The following is a 19,161-nucleotide window of genomic DNA, read 5'->3' as shown; positions in this document are numbered from 1 at the left end:
GCTCCATTAGCGAATATAGTGGGTATTGGTGTGTTGAATATAATTGGGAAATTCTGCAATCGAGCCATGGCTTTGTAACAGGGTGGCCAGTGACATCACATATTTATAGGCATTCAATGCAGTTTCGGCTCGTAGCCCGCTAAGCATGTTTTGGGCATCAATGACCTGTGTTGCTGTTCCGATATCCTCTTTAAAGGACAACTCTTGAATGCGTAAATTTTCCTGCGCAGCTTTTAGATTTTGTTCCAACAAAGCATGACTTTGCTGTGCACTCAAGGCTTCGCTATAAGATTTATAAATCAGGTTTTCAATCTCTTGCTGGGTGCGTGAGGTGAGCAGTTCTGTGGCATAGCGTTTGAGCTCGGCCGCCTGAATATTTTTGTTTTTATCAATCCCTGAAAACAGGTTATAGCGTGCGGCAACACCGACAATCCAGTTTTGATTCTGATCCAGACTATATTCACCAAAAGCAAAGACATTGGGTTTTTTTGCTGCTTGCTGAGCTTTGACATTGGCTTGTGCTAATTGGGTATCTAGCTGCATTTTTTGAATCAGCGCAGAGTTTTGACTAAAGGTTTTCAGTAGTTGATTTAAAGCCTGTGGCTCGGTCTGATTGACAAATAAAGGTGTCGACAGTTCAGTGATACTGCTTTGTTGCAGCAGATTATTCAGTTGAAATAGACTGGCATTTAAATTGGTTTGCATATTTTGCTGACTGCGCTCGGCATTATTACGCGCCACTTCAAACTGCATGCGCTGGCCTTTGCTAATAAAACCTTGCTGTTCCATTTTTAAGGCATTGCGATAATGCTGTTGCATGGCATTCAGATTAAATACTGCTGCTGCATGGAGTTGCTTTTGCAGTTGCACATTAAAATAACTTTGAATCAGTTCGAAACGCTGCGTGTCTTGTTGCTGTTGATTACTGAGCTGACTGCGACCGACCTGAAGATTGGCAATCTCCTTGGCGCTATGAGTCAAACCACCGGTATAAAGCGGCATCATCATGGACACGGTAGGACGAATCACTTGATCTTCGAGTACGACCTTGGAGGTATCGGGAATTAAGCCTACACCGTCATGAATCGGTTGTTGTAAACCTTCTTTTAAAGGATTGGCAATATTCTCAGCTAAATTAAACTCATCAATTTTATTATTTAAGCCATTGGTGAGAGATTGCTCCAAGTTGTTTTTAAGAGCACCCAAAGGAATATCTAATTCATTATGAAAGGCATAAGCACGCACATTCAGATCGACACGTGGTAATCCCAAACCTTTTACCGCTTCAGCTTCAAGTTTCGAGGCTTGTTCCAAGCTTTGATAGGCCTGACTGCTGTAAGAAGACTGCAATAACTGTTTTTCGGCGTCTTGAAAACTCAAAGTCTGGGCGTATAGACCCTGGCTATTCAACCATAGACCTGACAATAATCCACACCCCAAAAATAATTTACTTTTATAGTTCGTCATATTCATGCAAGCAGATGGCCAAAGTGAAGAATAAGTTGATTTGTGTACATTATAAATCAGTGGTTTGCAGCTCAGTAAGGGGCATGGTTGTAGTATTGTTTATTTTACATCTGTCTAGCATTAAGGACGCTTGCGCGTCCTGACTAACTTAGGGCGGTTCTTTTGAAATTTTCATCATTCATGCAAAAATCTAAACAATCTTTTAAAACCCCTACGGCTCTATAAATATGCTCCGGTTTATCCAGATAAATTTGTCCATTATTTAACACTTCTAGACCCGCTCTATTTAATTCAAGTTTATGTCTCTCATCAATGGGAACAATAAATTGAACAGTAGGACGTTTTCGGTTCACATCATAGCGGAATAACCATCTATTATTTTTACTTTGATACAGAATGGAATAATAGCTCTCCGTATCTTTTCCGGTGAGTTCATGGTCTGGAAAAAGTTCATGGATAATATTTTGTAAGCTTTGTTCATCTACCGTTGTAACAATTCTTTGATTCTGAGGATTTATAATGTCTTGTTGAAGATTTGAGGGAGTCGGTTCTTCTGAAACTTCATCAGTCCTTAATTCAGTTTGTTGCTCAATGGGTTGTGCTGTAATGATGGTGGGTGCAGATAAGCCTTTTAAAACCGTATCGCTAATTGCACGTTCGACTGCTTGTTTAACGAAGGGTTGAATTGATTCAAGGAATTTTGTATTGAGCTGTCTTGGAATATTGGCTTGCTGAGCAACATAACGTACAAAATCAATATCGACTTCATTAATTGATTTTTTGATTACCGCTTTAAACTGTTGGATATACTGATTCTCTTCGGCAAAAAATCGTAATTTTTCTACATGGAAATTATCATGTTTGAATTCTGCTAATTGAGTCAGTTCTTCGGCTTGATGTTTAGTGAAATCAACAACCAGAAAAGGTTTTTCATCCATAATATTTGGATTAATGAGGTCAGTGAAAAAACGCCATTCACGTCCATTGGTAATGACGCCAATGGTCACTCCCAGAGTAGAGTTAAAATATCGGGAGAGTTGTGGTGCGTGATTTGTTAAATTACTTGCATAAGATTTGGCTTCAATAAACATAACTGGTTGACCATTACAATATAGGGCGTAGTCAACGCGCTCTGTTGATTTGACACCAGGAAAATCAGCGGCAAACTCTGCCAGTACTTTCGTTGGATCATAAGGACTGAAGCCTAAAATATCCAGAAGTGGTAATATAAGTGCTTGTTTGGTGGTTTCTTCAGTTGAGCAATGCGCACCGACACGTTTAACATGCTCAATATGTAATTTGAGGCGATTAATAAAGTTATCCATTTTTTCCCTACTTCTAATTTTTCAGATTATTTTTTAATCATTGTGAGTTCATCATAATAGTTTTATTTTTAAACTCAAACATTTAATAAAAATAGGCATAATAAGTTTAATTAATCCTATAAATGGTCAACTTATCTTGTGAATCTACATTGATTTTTTGACTGTAATTACAGTTCGAGATTGAAATAATTTTGTGCAAGACCTTGCCAGATATGGTTAAATGCCATCATTTTATTGTGTCTCACATAGATAAGGAAAACTCATGCGCGCGTACAACTTCTGTGCTGGTCCTGCTGCATTACCGACTACCGTACTTGAAAAAGCTCAAGCTGAAATGCTTGACTGGCATGGCAAAGGTCTTTCGATCATGGAAATGAGCCACCGTAGTTCCGACTATGTGGCCGTGGCTGAAAAAGCGGAAGCAGACCTACGCAAACTCATGAATATTCCCGAGAACTACAAAGTATTGTTCTTGCAGGGTGGCGCATCCTTACAATTTTCGGCAATTCCATTGAACTTGCTGGGTAAAAATAACAAAGCGGACTATATCCATACCGGAATCTGGTCTGAAAAGGCCTTGAAAGAAGCGCAACGCTATGGCGATATCAATGTCGTAGAAGCAGGTATCAAAATTGATGCTAAACATGCCATCAGCGCGCAAAACGAATGGAAGCTGTCTGCCGATGCCGCCTATGTGCACTATGCAGACAACGAAACCATTGGTGGTCTGCAGTTTGCTTCTATTCCTGAAACAGATAAGCCCCTTGTTTGTGACTATTCATCAAGCATTTTATCTGCGCCACTTGATGTATCAAAATTTGGTGTGATCTATGCAGGTGCGCAAAAGAATATCGGCCCAGCGGGTTTAACCCTGGTGATTATTCGTGAAGATTTACTGGATCAAGCCAAAGCTGAAATTCCAAGTATCTTAAAATACTCAGATCAAGCCAAAAATGGTTCTATGGTAAATACGCCGTCGACTTATGCATGGTACTTGTCTGGTCTGGTATTTGAATGGTTGCTGGAAAATGGCGGTGTAGAAGCCATGCATAAAGTGAACCTGGAAAAAGCCAATCTGCTTTATGGTTATATCGATCAAAGCGATTTTTATGCCAATCCAATCTTCAAAGAAAATCGTTCAATCATGAATGTGCCATTTACTTTGGCCAATGCAGATCTTGAAAAACAATTCCTGAAAGAAGCAGAAGCCCAGCATTTATTGAATCTTGCGGGTCACCGTTCTGTCGGTGGTATGCGTGCCAGTATTTATAATGCAGTGCCATTAGAGGGCGTACAAGCCTTGGTGAATTTTATGGATGACTTTGCAAAACGCAATGGTTAATCCCTGAAATGTAAAAACCCAGCATAGGCTGGGTTTTTTTATGCATTCGGTTATGTCAGGGAATTTAAAAAATAAAAGTATGCAGGGTAAAGCCGCAGATCAGCATTCCCAACATGAAAAAAAGGCATGACATCATATCAATATTATAGCGAGAGCTAAGATGATGCTCGACCTGGTCTAATGTTTCTTCTTGCACGATTTTCATAGATATTTATTGTCCGATCTATTTATCGTTAATACTATTTGTTGTGAGTATTTTTATCATAAAAAATTGATTAAATAAAGTACATTCTTGATTAAAGTTCATAAATTTTCATTTTATTTAAATATCAGCTTTGGATTTGTCTGAACTTATTCGTATGCGAAATCAAAGTCTTATTTTTACAAGATTTTTAGGATTCGATTGCATGTATAAAATGAATTCATGTGAATTTAACAATGTGGATAACTCGATTTTTTAAATGATTTAAATAGGTTATTAAGCTAGAAAAAATGGGTAAAAAATAATCAAAAAAATAAAATTAAAAACAGAAAATACGGATTAAAAAAAGAAGATCCCCATCAAAAAGAAGATCTTCTTTGTTTATTTTAACTTAAGCTGATTTTCTATAAATATTGGCCTGAATCCACAGATTTCCACGAATATATTGACCAATCTGGAAATTTTTATGCTGCTCATTCCGCGTTGCAATCCGGATCAAGGTGGCTGGTTGACCTTCATCATGAATCAGTGTGACATCATACAGGGTATAGTCCTGATCCATAAACTGCATGGCAGTTTTACCGACAATATTGCCCTGAAACCAGGCTTCATCTTCCTGGCCCATGGTTTCACCATAAAGATAAGCCACCATTTTAGAGAAATCTACAGTAACAGGTGCTTTATCTTCTTCTGAGTGTGGCTGCCAGGCATCAATCTGTTCCTGCAAATTATCGGGTGCCACGCCCTGGTTGGCTGCCAGAATATCATTCAAGGCACGGTGATGCTTGATCGAAGCCGGATCATCCACCACCAGATGTTCATGGTCAGCCACTGCTTCAAGCTCATAGGCCCAAGCATTCAGATTCACCACATAGGACTGGTCTTTTTCATAATGCGGATGATTGACGCTATACAGACTATCGAAAGCATAAATAATATTGTTGGCACCCAGATTCAGACGTAATACCGCCTGAGTATTGGATTTGCAGGAAATAATTCGGTCGATGGTCGCTTTGACCTGATAAGGACTGTCAAAGCAGGGGAATGCAGTTTTTACTGCTTGCGGCTTATTATTTTCTATGGCGATCACTTGGCTCAATTGCACCGCAGCTTTGCTCGGCCCCTGAATCAGCCAGGTATTTTCATCCATATCACATTCTTGTGTGCAAATGCCCATCGGCATAATAGGCGCATCAAGAGCTTTGCCTAACCACTGTGGCACATCTGTACCTGGATTCTCGGTGAGTAATGTCCAGTGTTCGACGTGACTACCGAAATTCTGATCATCAATGGTGATGATCTCTGGGCTATTCTGATTTTTCATATGCACAATTGATCTTGGATGACTTATTTATAGTTAATCGAGGGTCATTACGATTTTTCAAGTCAATCGAATGAATTTTCAAATTAAATGCAGTCAATTTTTTTTCTAGACTGAATCACAGTTACGGCTCAAATCAAATAGATTCAAAAAAACATGAGCGACAGCAGCGATGAAAATGCAACGATTTAATCATCAACCTGATCCTCTCAATTTGCTAGAATACCCAGGATTTATACCTTAATGGGAAACCCTGTGTTGCCATTCAAACTTTGGGTCGATGCTGATGCATTACCCCGTATTTTAAGAGATGTGATTATCCGTGCGTCGGATCGCTATCAGTTGGAAGTGACTTTTGTGGCCAATCAGTCGGTGGGCATTACGCCTTCAGTCCGGATTAATTCAATTCAGGTGATGAGTGGCGCTGATGCTGCAGATAAAGAGATTATTCTGCGCATGAAAGAGCATGATATTGTCATGACCCAAGATATTCCCCTGGCGGCAGAAGTGATTGAAAAGGGCGGGATTGCCATTCATCCACGCGGTGAAGTGTATACCACGGCCAATGTCAAAGCACGTTTACATCTAAGAGACTTTATGGATAGTTTGCGTGGTGCCGGTGTGCAAACGGGTGGGCCACCTCCGATTTCAGAGCGGGATAAGCGTGAATTTTCAAGCGCACTGGATCAAACCATTCAAAAACAAAAACGTAAAACATCTGCACTTTAAGAGCAATCGCGCATGTCAACACACACCAATATGGTTGTGACCTATCTTTTATTGGTTTTTATCTGGGCCACTACACCGCTAGCCATTGTCTGGAGTGTGAGCGATCTGCATCCGCTCTGGGCACTGGCTCTGCGATTTTTTCTGGCATTGCCTTTTGCATTTATCTTGTTGTGGCTGTTTAAAACCCGTTTTCCTGTCGATTCTCTCTCGATGCACAGTTATCTGGCTGGAGCTTGCAGTTTTATTGGCTCGCAGATTTTTACCTATCTGGCCACGGATTATCTCAGCTCAGGCATTATTGCGCTGATGTTTGGTCTGGCACCTATTATTACCGGATTGATTGGCCGTTTCGTGTTTCAGCTCAAGCTCTATCCTTCACAGTGGTGCGGGATGGCGATTGCCCTGACTGGTTTGGCAGTGATTTGTCTCGGTGGTAAAGACCAGCACATTCAGCCAATCGGCATTGGTCTGATGTTACTGAGTGTGTTTATTTATTGTGTTTCGATGTTCTGGGTCAAAAAAGTCAATGCACCCTTACAACCGATGGCGCAAGCGGCAGGTTCCATTGCAGTTTCAGCAGTCATGGCGTGTGCCATGTTGCCATTTATGTGGCAATTTGTGCCAACCCAAATGCCTCAGGCAAAATCACTGATCGGGCTAGGATATGCCGTGGTGATGGCTTCGCTGATTGCCATGTTCTGTTATTTTAAACTGGTACAGAAAATCAGGGCGACCACCTTGTCTTTGACGACGGTATTGACTCCAATGCTTGCTTTATTCGTAGGTGTGCTTTTGAATGGTGAAAGCTTGTCGGGTGAGGCCTTAATCGGTGTCGGTATTTTGTTGACGGGTTTATTGTTGTATTTTTCCAGAGAAATTAAAGCGAGCTATGCAGCTCGCCTTCCATCCAGTATTCACAATGACTAAATCAGTGATTTAAGCAAAGTTGGCTTTGACACATTCACCCAGTTTGACACGGTCTTGTGGGTGCATGGTAATGAAATAAGCACCGGTCCGGAATTTGCTATTTTCTTCTTCACGACTGTAGGCCACTTGGGCGGTTGCCGCAATATGGAAGAAATTTTCCGGGTGGCTTAAAGTCACGTGCAGATAGGTGCCTTCAGTGATGGGGCGGTCACTAAAGAAACTAAAACCGGTTTCCGAAAAGTTCACCTGCTCTGGTACAGGTAACATGCTTTGTACAATTGCGTCATACAAAGAACCGGTAATAAGGTTTAATTTTTGGTTGAATAAGGATAAGATTCGAGCAATTTGTTGATCTTTTTCAGATAATTGTTCTAATTCGTAGTTAACCGCATGATCAAATTGATCTAGCTCTGCAAGTAGTAGAAAATAGCGGGGCAAGACAAAGTTAGAGTCATAAGGATCATTTAAGGCAACATCATCGGAAATAATCTGATAATTAATTCGTAAGGCAGCATCGATGCGAGACATAACGCGTCTTTCCGTGTATCCGTTTGGATGCTGTACATTTTCCATAATTTATTACCTCGGACTAGATGGTTATGTTTAAACCAATCTCGCTGTATATAGGGTTGAAATATACTCGCGCACGGCGTAGTAACCACTTCATTTCTTTTATTGCATTGGTCTCAATGATCGGTCTCACGCTCGGTGTAGCAGTCCTCATTACAGTTTTGTCTGTGATGAATGGGTTTGACCGAGAGTTGAAAAATCGTGTCTTGGGAATGATACCTCAAGCTACTGTTTCTTCAACGCAAATTCTAACAAATTGGCCCGAACTTGCAAAGCAGATTGAGCAGCATGAGCATGTCCAAGGGGTCGCACCATTTACCCAATTACAGGGCATGCTGACGGCACAGGGACAGGTTGCCGGGATTATGGTCAGCGGGATTGAACCCGAGTATGAGAAAAAAGTATCCATTATACAAAACCATATGGTCGAGGGCAGTATTGATAGCCTGAAAAAAGGTGAATTTGGTATTGTTCTGGGCAAGCAGATGACCGATGCCATGGGGGTCGGTTTAAACGATAATATTACTCTGGTATTGCCAGAGGCGACCCCTTCACCAGCAGGTGTGGTGCCTCGTTTCAAGCGCTTTAAAGTGGTGGGAATTTTCAGTATTGGTGCTGAAGTCGACTCGATGATGGGATATATCGCTTTAAATGATGCTTCAACTTTATTGCGCCTACCAGATGGTGCACAAGGCGTGCGTTTAAAACTGGATGATATTTTTGTCGCACCGCAAGTGTCTCAGGAAATCGTGCGGGATTTACCAGCCAACTTCTACGCATCTGACTGGACTTATACTCATGGTAATCTGTTCAGCGCGATCCAGATGGAAAAAGCCATGGTCAGCTTGTTATTATTCCTGATTGTGCTGGTTGCGGCATTTAATATCGTTTCATCACTGGTGATGGTGGTGACGGATAAAAAATCGGACATTGCGATTTTACGGACTTTGGGTGCTTCGCCTGCCACCATTACCAAAATCTTTATGGTGCAAGGCACGGTGATTGGGGTGATTGGGACATGTGCCGGCGCAATCCTCGGGATTATTGCAGCGACCAGTATCAGTAGCTTTATCGGCTGGTTAAACAATACTTTGGGTCTGAATATGTTTGATGCCTATTTTATCAATTATCTACCTTCTTATTTACGCTGGCAGGATGTCTTGGTGATTGTCGGCTTGTCATTGGCCTTAAGTTTTGTCGCGACGATTTACCCCGCTTTACGTGCAGCAAAAATTCAACCGGCAGAGGCTTTGCGTTATGAGTAATCTGATTTTAGATGCCCAGAATATTCACAAATCCTTTACCGATGGCAAAGCCACCGTCGATGTGATTCGAGGCTTGTCGCTGCAGGTCAAAGCAGGTGAGTTTGTCTCGATTGTCGGTTCGAGTGGTTCTGGTAAAAGTACCTTATTGCATGTTTTGGGTGGACTGGATCGACCAACATCAGGGCAAGTGATGGTCAATGGTCGCCGTTTCGATACCTTGTCCGAAGCAGAGCGTGGCTATGTGCGCAATGAGCATTTGGGTTTTGTGTATCAGTTTCATCATCTGTTGCCAGAATTTACGGCACTGGAAAATGTAGCCATGCCCCTGATGCTCCGCGATAATGTGAAGTTTAAAGAAGCCAAACAGCAGGCTGAATACTTGCTGGAGCGGGTTGGTCTTTCGCATCGTCTGACACATAAGCCAGGTGAATTATCTGGAGGTGAGCGCCAGCGTGTGGCCTTAGCGCGTGCAGTGGTGGGCAAACCTAAACTGATGATGGCGGATGAACCGACCGGAAATCTGGATCGTAAGACTGCAGCAAAGATTTTTGAACTGCTCACCGAATTGCAACGTGAATTCAATATGGCGATGCTGATTGTGACGCATGATGAACAACTGGCACATGCTGCAGACCGAATTTTACATATGCAGGATGGTCTGTGGGTCACACCCTAAATCAAGAGAATATTCGCATTTGATTGAAGCTCACTCCGGTGGGCTTTATTATTGGGTGAAATAATAACCATAAAGAATAAGATCCAATGTTGCAGTGGCTGTGTATCGGCTGGATTTTAGGTCTGGCCTGTATGGGGAAAAGTTTTCTGTCTGTTCAACTGAGCAGCACGGTCGTTCTAATCGCGGTATTACTGTGGTATCTGGGTTGCCGTAAATTAAAGCACATTTTCAACACACCATTCAGTAATTTGGTCATGACTGGTTCAAGCCTGTTGTTAGGATTATTTCTAGGCCATGGCTATGCCAATCTGCAACTGTCTGAACGCTTGTCGACGCGTGAACATGAAGTCTCCGAAAAACAGATCGTGGTGCATATCAAAGACCTGAATAAGCTTGGTGAGCAGAATATCCAGCAAGCTCTGCATGTGCTCAGTCCTGATGGCAGTACAGTTAAATGGATGGGCTTTTTGCCTGTCCAAGAACCCGTGACTCAATCCAGTTTGATAAATGCGCAGATAAAGCAGCACTCCCTTGAACTTGGACGATATTACTTAATTCAAGGCCAAATCCGACCTCATCATAGTTATGCCACCCCCGGATCTTTTGACGCTGAAAAGTGGGCATTACAGCAAAATATCCTGGCCGGTTTCCGAATCAAGAGCATTCAGGAGTTACAACCGCAACAACTTTATGCGCTTGGTCATGGCAAATATTTACGCCAGCAGCAAAATTTAAGTCCGCGAATTTTACTTTGGGTAGAGCGGCAGCGACTGGCATTAAGAGAATTCGTAGCCAGGCAACCCGTACAGCATAAAGGTTTGTTATTGGCCTTATTAAGCGGTGATGAAAGCCTGTTAGATCCAGCGACAGAGCGACAATTCCAGCGTTTTGGTATGAGCCATTTATTAGCCATTTCCGGGCCGCACGTTCTGATCTTTGCCTTGATGGTCTGTGGTACTTTGCAATATCTGATTTCAAGATTTATGCCGCATATTTATCTGAAATGGCCAAGGCAGTATTTTTTGAGCCTGCCTTTTTTACTGTGTGTCTTGCTGTACTGCGCCTTTGTGGGCTTTGAAATTCCAGCGCTACGCACTTTATTGATCTGCGTGATTGTGACCTTTACCTTGTTGCTCAGGCAAAGTGTGCAAGCTTTAAAATTACTGATTCTGAGTGCTGCCTTATTATTGCTCTTTGATCCTTTCAGTATTTTGTCGGCTGCATTCTGGCTGTCTTATGGGGCCTGCTTTGTTTTGCTGCGAATCTATCAGACCATTCAGCAGCAACCGCGTCAGACAGAACAAACCTTATTACAACGGCTATATTTTGCGTTGAAAGTGCTGCTGGAATCACAATGGAAAATCTTTCTGGCGCTATTTCCCTTGATGATGCTGTTTTTTAAGCAAATCGCCTGGATTACCCCATTCAGTAACCTGGTCGCGATTCCATGGATTGGGCTGCTGATTGTGCCTATAGATATTCTGGCGGCTTTGTTGTTTTTTATTTCAGAGCCACTTTCCAGTGTGGTATTTCAATTGAATAATGTTTTCATTCACATGCTGCTGGCATTTCTGGATCTGCTTGATCGGCTGTTTGCTCCACAACTGATTCCGGTGGCGATGAATGTCTGGATGATTGCGCTGTGTATTCTGGCCTTAATTATTGTATTTTTACCGCGTGGCCTATTGCCCAAAAGCTGGACGGTGCTTGCCTGTGTGCCGCTGTGCATTCCTCAGCTCAATCAGCATGCATTTCAGCTCTCTATTCTGGATGTGGGGCAGGGACAAGCAATTTTTCTTCGGGATGGAGCACGCAGTATGATGGTCGATATGGGCGGCTATTATGATGAAGAAAAATTCAGTATCGGTCGACAGGTGATTCTGCCATTTCTGTCTGTGCAAGGTGTGGGTAAGCTGGATCAACTGATTTTAACCCATCTGGATCAAGATCATAGTGGCGCTTATCACAGTATTAAACATCAATTGAAAATTAAAGAGGTATCGTCCAATCAGATTCCTGAAATAGCGCACTCCTCCCGTTTTCAGTTCTGTCATCAAGGTCAGCAGTGGCAATGGTCTGAAGATATTCAGTTTAAAATTTTGGCACCTCGGCAGCAGCAGTTAAATACAGCCCATTTCAATAAAAATGACCGGTCTTGTGTGGTATATCTGCAAGTTAAAAATGCCGGGCCTTATCAAAATTTTTTACTCATGGGCGATGCGGGTTGGGAGACTGAGTATCAGCTGCTCCAAGATTATCCTGAGCTTAAAGTTGATGTGCTGGTGCTTGGACATCATGGCAGTCAGCACAGCTCAGCCTATCAGTTTTTAGAAGCTTTACGGCCCAAACTGGCAATTGCTTCGGCAGGAAAATTTAACCGTTATGGTCATCCGAGCCAACTGACGCAGCAACGGCTCAAAGCACTCAATATTCCATTACTGACTACAGCCGAACAGGGCAGTTTGCACTTTCAGCAACAAGGTTCCAAACTGATACTTTCTGCCGAACGGCATCAATGGCAATGGTTATATCGTCAGTCTTTAAATTACTGATTCTAGAGCAGGCTGATCTTTAGGCAGAGCTTGCATTCTCAAGGCGTTCACTTTGGCCAAAGCCTGTTCATGCTCCAGTGTATAAAGATTACCCAAATCTTGATGCGCATTGAAGCGTTTATAGCTCCAGTGATAATGTTCAGGATGGCGGCGGATTAAATCTTCAATACTGTTGATAATAACTTGCGTACCCTGATTGGCATTGCCACTATAAATTTTCTCATCAACTGCCTCGATGAAGATATCAAAACCATCTTCGGTATTCCGCAGGGCATATAGAAACAGGGCGCGGGCTTTGGTCTTTTGAATCAGCTTGGCACTTAAATTACTGGTGGCCAAAGGCACCCCAAAATACGGTATATATTCACCACCGACATTTGGGGTATGGTCTGGCAAGATCACGGTGGTGCCACCTTGTTTTAAGGCCTTAAAAATCTGACGGACGCCAGATTCATCGGTCGGCACCAGATGTGCCTGTTCGCGGCTACGCGCAGCCCGTACAAACTGATCCGCTGCCTGATTTTTTACAGGTTTATACATAATGGTCATGGAAGTAAACTGGGCGACATAGGCATTCATGATTTCCCAGGTACCAAAATGTGGCACGATTAACACCAGGCCTTTATTTTGTGCCAGTGCATCATGCAGTAGATCTTCGCCAATGACGCGATGCACCCGTTTGATATTTTTCTGATTAGTTGAGCCCCAAATGGTAAAAAACTCGAAATATGACATTAATTCATTGCGAACCGCAGCACGGTTAATACGCTCACGTTCGTCATTGGACAGTTCAGAAAGGCTGATCTCGAGATTGAGGCGAATGATTTCCGAAGTTTTGGTGACTTTGAAACTGTTCACAATAAAGGCCAGAAGACGGGCCATCCATCGAGAAACCGGAAGCGGTTGGCGGCTAATGTATTTGAGTAAACCGTAAGCTGAATTCCGTGAGTCCTGTTTGGTCATTGATTTCGTCTAAGTACAATAAAAAGAGAACAAAATTTATTATAGGCGAAAACGTTTTGTTTAGACAGAATTACCCGATTCAGTGTATATAATGGGTTCAATATAAATCAATTTATTGGATTATTTATGTCCGATTGGCCACCAAAACCTGAAAATCAAATACAAAATACGCAACAGCCAGTTCAACCGACTGGTCCGGAATGGAAATTGCTGGAAAAAGCGGTTTTAGCTTCGGTTGAAGAGCAGCGCCGTGCGCGCCGTTGGGGAATTTTCTTTAAATTCCTGACTTTTGCTTATCTGCTTGTGGTGATTTTGGCACTCGGCAAGAGCTGTAGTTCAGTTTCCTCAGATGCCAGCGCTGGCGCAGGTGCTCATATTGCCGTCGTCGATATTATTGGTACGATTGCTGCCGACAAGCAGAGTGTCAACAGTAGCAATACGATTAAATCGCTGAAAAAAGCTTTTGAAAATAAACAAAGTAAAGCCGTAGTGCTGAATGTCAACTCGCCGGGTGGTTCACCGGTACAGTCCGATGAAATCTGGCAAGAAATTCAGTATTTGAAAAAGCAGTATCCCGAGAAAAAACTCTATGCAGTGATCGGTGATACCGGTGCTTCGGGTGCTTATTATATCGCTTCTGCTGCGGATGAGATTATTGTCAATCCATCGAGTTTAGTCGGTTCGATTGGTGTGATCATGCCAAATTATGGCGTGAGTAATTTGCTGCAAAAGCTTGGTGTTGAAGATCGCACCATGACTTCAGGTGACAATAAAGCCTTGCTGTCGATGACTCAACCAGTCGATCCTGCACAAAAAGCCCATGTACAAGGTGTCTTGGATAATGTGCATAGTCACTTTATTAATGCGGTAAAACAGGGGCGTGGTAATAAACTGAAATCAACCGATCCTACGATTTTCTCTGGTTTGTTCTGGACCGGTGATCAGGCGGTGAAATTAGGAATCGCAGATCGGATCGGAAGTTTAAACACCTTGAAGCGCGAACTTAAAACTGAAAGAGCCTTGAATTATACGATTGAATATAGTCCATTTGAGTCCGTATTGGGTCGCATGGGCTCATCGATTGGTGACGGAATTGCCACTTCAGTTGCGCAGAAACTTCAGTCAGAAAACAGTACGACATTGCAATGAAACCATTGATTCATTTCGCGCACGCCAATGGCGTGCCATCGAAAGTCTATCAAAAGCTGTTTGATGGACTGCAAGATGATTACGATATTATCTATGTGCCGCTCTTAGGGCCTGATAAACGTTATCCAGTGGATAATCATTGGAAAAGCCTGACTCAGCAAGTGATTGACAGTATTGTGCGTCAGTCAAAAGGTCGACCGGTGATTGGTTTGGGACATTCTCTAGGATCAGTATTAACTTTCCAGGCTACCTTACAGCGTCCCGAACTGTTTTTGCAGATGATCATGCTGGACCCGCCGATGATTATGGGTAAAGAGGCCTTTGCCTTGCATCTTGCGAAAACTTTGCGCTTAAAAGCTTTGGACAGAATGTCTCCGGCAGGTCTGTCCAAGCGCCGTCGTGATCATTGGGATTCACGTGAACAGGCAGCTGAATTACTGCGTCCTAAAGGTTTTTATCAAGACTTTGATGCCGATTGCTTCCAGGCCTATATTGAGCATGCCTTGCAAGATGATCCGATTCGGGGCGGAGTAGAACTCACCATCCCTAAAAAGGATGAAGTGGCCGTGTTTAGAACCAATCCCTCACTGTGGTGGTTGCCTCAGGCGAAACCGAAAGTTCCGGTACATTTGGTCGTGGCTGAGCAAGGTCCATTTCTGGCCCGCAAGTTCCCGCAGCAGGTCGAAAAGAAATTTGGTATTCCTTTTACCGTGGTAGAGGGAGGACATATGTTTCCATTGGAACAACCCGATCAGGTAGCGGACTTGGTAAAGCAATTGATTCAGCAACAATCTGTTTGAATCATTAAAAAGAGAATATAAAAAACGCATCCGAGGATGCGTTTTTTATATTTAAATGATGTTAAAACTTGCAGAATTGAACAGGTTCTTGCATTTTCTCGTTTCGATATAGCACACCGTCTTCAGTGTATTGAATCGCACCGCTGCAAATCCATTCTACGACTTGAGGATAGATTACATGTTCAAGGCTATGCACACGCATTGCCAAACTGTCTACCGTGTCGTGGTGAGAAACCTTGAGCACACCTTGAGCAAGCGCTTGGCCTGCGTCAAGTTCAGCCGTGACATAATGCACCGTACAGCCGTGCAGAACATCACCGGTATTGAGTACACGCTGATGGGTATGCATGCCTTTGTAATAAGGCAATAGAGAAGGGTGAATGTTCAACATTTTCCCCTCCCAGGCTTTTACAAATTTTTCACTTAAAATTCGCATAAAGCCGGCAAGTACCACCAGATCCGCATCCCAGTCCAGCAGTTGCTGATGCATCACATCATCAAACGCTTCTCGGTTTGGATATTGCCTGTGTTCAATAACTGCAGTTTGAATTCCTGCTTGTTGCGCACGCGTTAAAGCAAAGGCTTCAGGTTTATTGGAAATCACGCCGACAATTTGCCCTGAAAGATTGGCATCAATCAAGGCTTGTAGATTTGATCCGCTACCTGAAACAAGTACAGCAATTTTAATCATGCGAAATTATGCGAAGATCACACGAATTTTTTCGTCTGCACCTGCAACCGATTCAGCATTGTCTTGAATCTGCCCCATTGTCCATGCTTTCTCACCAAGACCGTTGAGTAATTCAACAGTTTTGTCAGCTTCATTTGCATCAACCACAAGCACCATGCCGACGCCACAGTTAAAGGTACGATACATTTCAAACTGCTCTACACCGCCTTCACGTTGTAGAAGTTTGAATAGCTCAGGCCATTCCCAAGAAGATTCATTCACAAGCGCTTGAGCACCATTTGGAAGGACGCGAGGTAAGTTACCTGGCAAACCGCCACCGGTGATGTGTGCCATTGCGTGTACATCGACATGTTTAAGCAATTCAAGAATCGATTTGACATAAATACGGGTTGGTTCCATTGCAACATCTGCAAGTGGGCGACCATCAATGATTTGAGTTAAATCAACATTTTTCACGTCTAGAATTTTACGAAGCAGTGAGTAACCGTTTGAGTGCGCACCTGAAGAAGCAACACCAACTAAAACGTCACCGGCTTTGACTTTAGAGCCATCAATAATTTTGCTTTGCTCAACGACACCGACACAGAAACCTGCAAGATCGTAATCTTCGCCTTCATACATGCCTGGCATTTCAGCAGTTTCACCGCCGACCAGTGCACAGCCAGCAAGCTCACAACCAGTACCGATACCAGTGACAACATTTGCAGCAACATCCACATTCAAATGACCAGTTGCATAATAGTCGAGGAAGAACAGTGGTTCAGCACCACACACGAGAAGGTCGTTAACACACATTGCCACCAGGTCTTGACCAATTGTGTCATGACGGTTCAAATTCAATGCTAAACGTAATTTTGTACCCACACCATCTGTGCCAGATACGAGAACAGGTTCTTCATAACCTTTAGGAATTTTACAAAGTGCACCAAAGCCACCTAGACCGCCCATAACTTCGGGACGTGAGGTACGCTTAGCGACAGATTTGATACGATCGACTAACGCGTCGCCCGCTTCAATGTCGACACCTGCATCTTTGTAGCTTAAACCAGTATTTGGGGTAGAAGTTGAGTTGCTCATAATGAAGTCTCCGCATTCGCGGTGGCGATTATAACCTGAATATATAAAACTCTTATGGTATTTCTGATCTAAAATGCTATCTTTATTGAAATATTTTAATTTTTAGAATGATTAATAGAGAAAAGGCGAAACTTTATGGTAGATCGCACATTGCGTCGCGTGTTTATCCTAGCTGGGATAGCTTTATTGTTATGGACTTTATACTTATTAAAACCCGTTGTAATTCCATTTGTTGCAGCACTTTTAGTGGCTTATCTATTTAGCCCGCTGGTGGATAAATTGCATGATGTGGGTCTGCCGCGTTGGCTTTCTATTAGTATTGTTTTTATCGGAATCGGAATTGTACTGACCTTGGCCATCTGGTATTTAGTGCCACTGATCTGGCAACAGTTGATGTATGCACGTGACAATATACCCGCGATCATTGGATGGATTAATTCGACCTTTTTACCATGGTTGTCCAATACCTTTAATGTCGTTGAAATGGAAATTGATACCAATCAGATTTCTGATGTGGTCATGAATTATGTACAAACCAATTATAGCGCAGACAGTATTCAGGCATTCTTGTTACGCCTTGCTCAATCCGGAATTAATTTTCTCCAGATTGGCGGTACGATTGTCTTAATTCCCATCATTGCCTTCTATTTCCTGCTGGATTGGGATCGTATGCTGGGGAGTTTGCGCCGCCTGATTCCACGTCCTTATGAAAAAAGTACACTAAAAATTGTGGGCGAATGTCATAGCGTGCTGGGTGCTTTTGTTAAAGGGCAGTTTCTGGTCATGATCTTGCTGGGAATTGTCTATGCGGTGGGCTTGCAACTGATTGGTCTTGAAGTTGGATTGATTATTGGTATGGTGGCAGGTCTGGCCAGTATTATTCCTTATCTGGGCTTTGCAGTCGGTATTATTGCAGCGGTGATTGCGACCTTATTGCAATTTGGGATTGACTGGTGGCAACTGGTATTGGTCGGCATTGTGTTTATGGTCGGACAGGCAGTTGAAGGTTATATTCTGCAACCATTCTTGCTGGGCGATAAAATTGGTCTTTCTCCTGTTGCCGTAGTATTTGCCGTATTGGCAGGTGCACAGCTGGCAGGCTTCCTGGGAATGCTGATTGCATTACCGGTGGCAGCCGTGATTGTGGTACTACTGCGGCATGTACGCGAGTACTATGAACACACAACATTTTATGGCGATCGGGCCATTGTGATGCAAGATGCCTCTACCGGTTCAATCAATATCGAAACAGCAGACTTAGATGTTGATATTGAAATGAAAAAGCCAGAGAAAAAACCGCTGCAAGCAGAGGAGAACTCAAGTAAAATTCATGATCCCCATGGTAAAGACTCATAAGGCCAAAAAATCATATGCGTCAATTGCAGTTAGATATAGAACCTCAGCTCGATGCCCGAATCAGTGATTTTTCAGGGCCGGGTTGGGGGCATGTGATTGATGCAGTGCGTCAACTACATGCAGGCTTAATCAGCCGTTTTTATGTCTATGGTGGGGCGGGTACAGGGAAAAGTCATTTATTGTCTGCTATCTGTGACTCTTATCTTGAAGTAGGGAAATCTGCGATTCAGGTATCTTTACTTGAGCTTCTAGATGCACCGACCGAGGCGATTACCTCGCTGGATCGTTTTGATCTGGTCGCACTCGATGATATTGAAGCGATTAGTGGTGTGCCGCATTGGCAGCGCGCAGTCTTTCATCTGATTAATTATAATAATGAAGGCGGCGGACAGTTGGTATTTTCTTCACGCTTTGCGCCGATTGAACTTAAGCTTGAGCTGCCAGATCTACAGTCACGCTTAACACAAGCGGTGAGTACCCGTGTGCCGAGTGGTAGTCTTTATGCTGATCGTTATGCGCTGGTTTCATCCGTACTGGATCGTCGGGGGATTCATTTAGATCCTCAAATTTTTGACTATTTACTGAGTCATGGGCCACATCAAACTTCGGTACTTCTTCAGAGATTAGAGCAAATTATTCAACTGCTTAAGGGAGAAAAACTGAAGGTCAGCAATGCCAATCTGCGACAGATTTATGCCTTGATTGACGAATATCGGTAAATCATAAAAATTCTTGAGTAATTACTCAGT

Annotated in this window: 17 protein-coding genes; 10 read left to right on the top strand and 7 right to left on the bottom strand. The window is 42.9% G+C overall.

Features of this window, described 5'->3' with window-relative positions; translation table 11 throughout:
- Positions 1-6: 6 nt before the first annotated feature.
- Positions 7-1,473 (bottom strand): TolC family protein, encoded by a 1,467-nt coding sequence (locus FTU44_RS08245; RefSeq protein ID WP_100357845.1) that lies wholly within the window; start codon positions 1,471-1,473, stop codon positions 7-9.
- Positions 1,474-1,610: 137 nt separating this feature from the next.
- A complete protein-coding gene (locus FTU44_RS08240; RefSeq protein ID WP_005170006.1) occupies positions 1,611-2,792 on the bottom strand; it encodes a type I restriction endonuclease in 1,182 nt (393 codons plus the stop codon).
- Positions 2,793-3,054: 262 nt separating this feature from the next.
- Here FTU44_RS08240 and serC point away from each other — a divergent pair, with 262 nt between their 5' ends.
- Positions 3,055-4,134, top strand: a complete 1,080-nt coding sequence (gene serC, locus FTU44_RS08235; protein ID WP_005170010.1) for a 3-phosphoserine/phosphohydroxythreonine transaminase — start codon at positions 3,055-3,057, stop codon at positions 4,132-4,134.
- Positions 4,135-4,727: 593 nt separating this feature from the next.
- Here the strand turns inward: serC and FTU44_RS08230 are convergent.
- Complete coding sequence (locus FTU44_RS08230; RefSeq protein WP_005097639.1) at positions 4,728-5,660, bottom strand: hypothetical protein; 933 nt, start codon at positions 5,658-5,660, stop codon at positions 4,728-4,730.
- 240 nt (positions 5,661-5,900) lie between these two features.
- Between FTU44_RS08230 and FTU44_RS08225 the strand changes: the two genes are divergently transcribed.
- Positions 5,901-6,386: a YaiI/YqxD family protein gene (locus FTU44_RS08225; protein WP_005097638.1), complete on the top strand. Its 486-nt coding sequence runs from the start codon at positions 5,901-5,903 to the stop codon at positions 6,384-6,386.
- Positions 6,387-6,398: 12 nt separating this feature from the next.
- Complete coding sequence (locus tag FTU44_RS08220) at positions 6,399-7,313, top strand: DMT family transporter (RefSeq protein ID WP_180050092.1); 915 nt, start codon at positions 6,399-6,401, stop codon at positions 7,311-7,313.
- A 9-nt stretch (positions 7,314-7,322) separates the two neighbouring features.
- Here the strand turns inward: FTU44_RS08220 and FTU44_RS08215 are convergent, their stop codons facing one another.
- Positions 7,323-7,886 carry a PilZ domain-containing protein gene (locus FTU44_RS08215; RefSeq protein WP_005097634.1) on the bottom strand — a complete coding sequence of 188 codons (564 nt, stop codon included), beginning with the start codon at positions 7,884-7,886 and terminating at the stop codon, positions 7,323-7,325.
- Between the two features lie 26 nt (positions 7,887-7,912).
- Between FTU44_RS08215 and FTU44_RS08210 the strand changes: the two genes are divergently transcribed.
- From FTU44_RS08210 to FTU44_RS08200, 3 genes are all read left to right on the top strand, one after another.
- Positions 7,913-9,148 carry a lipoprotein-releasing ABC transporter permease subunit gene (locus FTU44_RS08210; protein ID WP_005097633.1) on the top strand — a complete coding sequence of 412 codons (1,236 nt, stop codon included), beginning with the start codon at positions 7,913-7,915 and terminating at the stop codon, positions 9,146-9,148.
- A complete protein-coding gene (lolD, locus tag FTU44_RS08205) occupies positions 9,141-9,824 on the top strand; it encodes a lipoprotein-releasing ABC transporter ATP-binding protein LolD (protein WP_005097632.1) in 684 nt (227 codons plus the stop codon). Before FTU44_RS08210 ends, lolD begins: the two co-directional genes overlap by 8 nt.
- 86 nt (positions 9,825-9,910) lie before the next feature.
- On the top strand, positions 9,911-12,376 hold the full coding sequence (locus FTU44_RS08200) for a DNA internalization-related competence protein ComEC/Rec2 (RefSeq protein ID WP_180050090.1): 2,466 nt from the start codon (positions 9,911-9,913) through the stop codon (positions 12,374-12,376).
- Here the strand turns inward: FTU44_RS08200 and FTU44_RS08195 are convergent.
- Entirely contained in the window at positions 12,365-13,339 is a 975-nt protein-coding gene (locus tag FTU44_RS08195; protein WP_074383365.1) for a lysophospholipid acyltransferase family protein, read from the bottom strand. The genes FTU44_RS08200 and FTU44_RS08195 overlap by 12 nt on opposite strands.
- Positions 13,340-13,465: 126 nt before the next feature.
- Here FTU44_RS08195 and sppA point away from each other — a divergent pair, with 126 nt between their 5' ends.
- The gene (gene sppA / locus FTU44_RS08190) at positions 13,466-14,488 is read left to right on the top strand and encodes a signal peptide peptidase SppA (protein ID WP_005170028.1); all 1,023 of its coding nucleotides are present in this window, start codon (positions 13,466-13,468) and stop codon (positions 14,486-14,488) included.
- Positions 14,485-15,288 (top strand): alpha/beta fold hydrolase, encoded by an 804-nt coding sequence (locus FTU44_RS08185; RefSeq protein WP_159138216.1) that lies wholly within the window; start codon positions 14,485-14,487, stop codon positions 15,286-15,288. Before sppA ends, FTU44_RS08185 begins: the two co-directional genes overlap by 4 nt.
- A 61-nt stretch (positions 15,289-15,349) precedes the next feature.
- On the opposite strand, the gene purN is transcribed toward FTU44_RS08185, so the two are convergent.
- Positions 15,350-15,979: a phosphoribosylglycinamide formyltransferase gene (purN, locus tag FTU44_RS08180; RefSeq protein ID WP_074383364.1), complete on the bottom strand. Its 630-nt coding sequence runs from the start codon at positions 15,977-15,979 to the stop codon at positions 15,350-15,352.
- Between the two features lie 6 nt (positions 15,980-15,985).
- Complete coding sequence (gene purM / locus FTU44_RS08175) at positions 15,986-17,056, bottom strand: phosphoribosylformylglycinamidine cyclo-ligase (RefSeq protein ID WP_180050087.1); 1,071 nt, start codon at positions 17,054-17,056, stop codon at positions 15,986-15,988.
- Between the two features lie 135 nt (positions 17,057-17,191).
- On the opposite strand from purM, the gene cxpE reads away from it, so the two are divergent.
- Together cxpE and hda are read left to right on the top strand one after the other, a co-directional pair.
- Positions 17,192-18,412, top strand: a complete 1,221-nt coding sequence (cxpE, locus tag FTU44_RS08170) for a chloramphenicol efflux transporter CxpE (RefSeq protein ID WP_074383363.1) — start codon at positions 17,192-17,194, stop codon at positions 18,410-18,412.
- 14 nt (positions 18,413-18,426) lie between these two features.
- Complete coding sequence (gene hda / locus FTU44_RS08165; protein ID WP_005097624.1) at positions 18,427-19,131, top strand: DnaA regulatory inactivator Hda; 705 nt, start codon at positions 18,427-18,429, stop codon at positions 19,129-19,131.
- The last annotated feature ends 30 nt before the right edge of the window (positions 19,132-19,161 follow it).

Source organism: Acinetobacter sp. YH12105 (assembly GCF_013419095.1).
GTDB lineage: Bacteria > Pseudomonadota > Gammaproteobacteria > Pseudomonadales > Moraxellaceae > Acinetobacter > Acinetobacter pseudolwoffii.
This window is presented reverse-complemented; position numbering and strand designations above follow the sequence as displayed.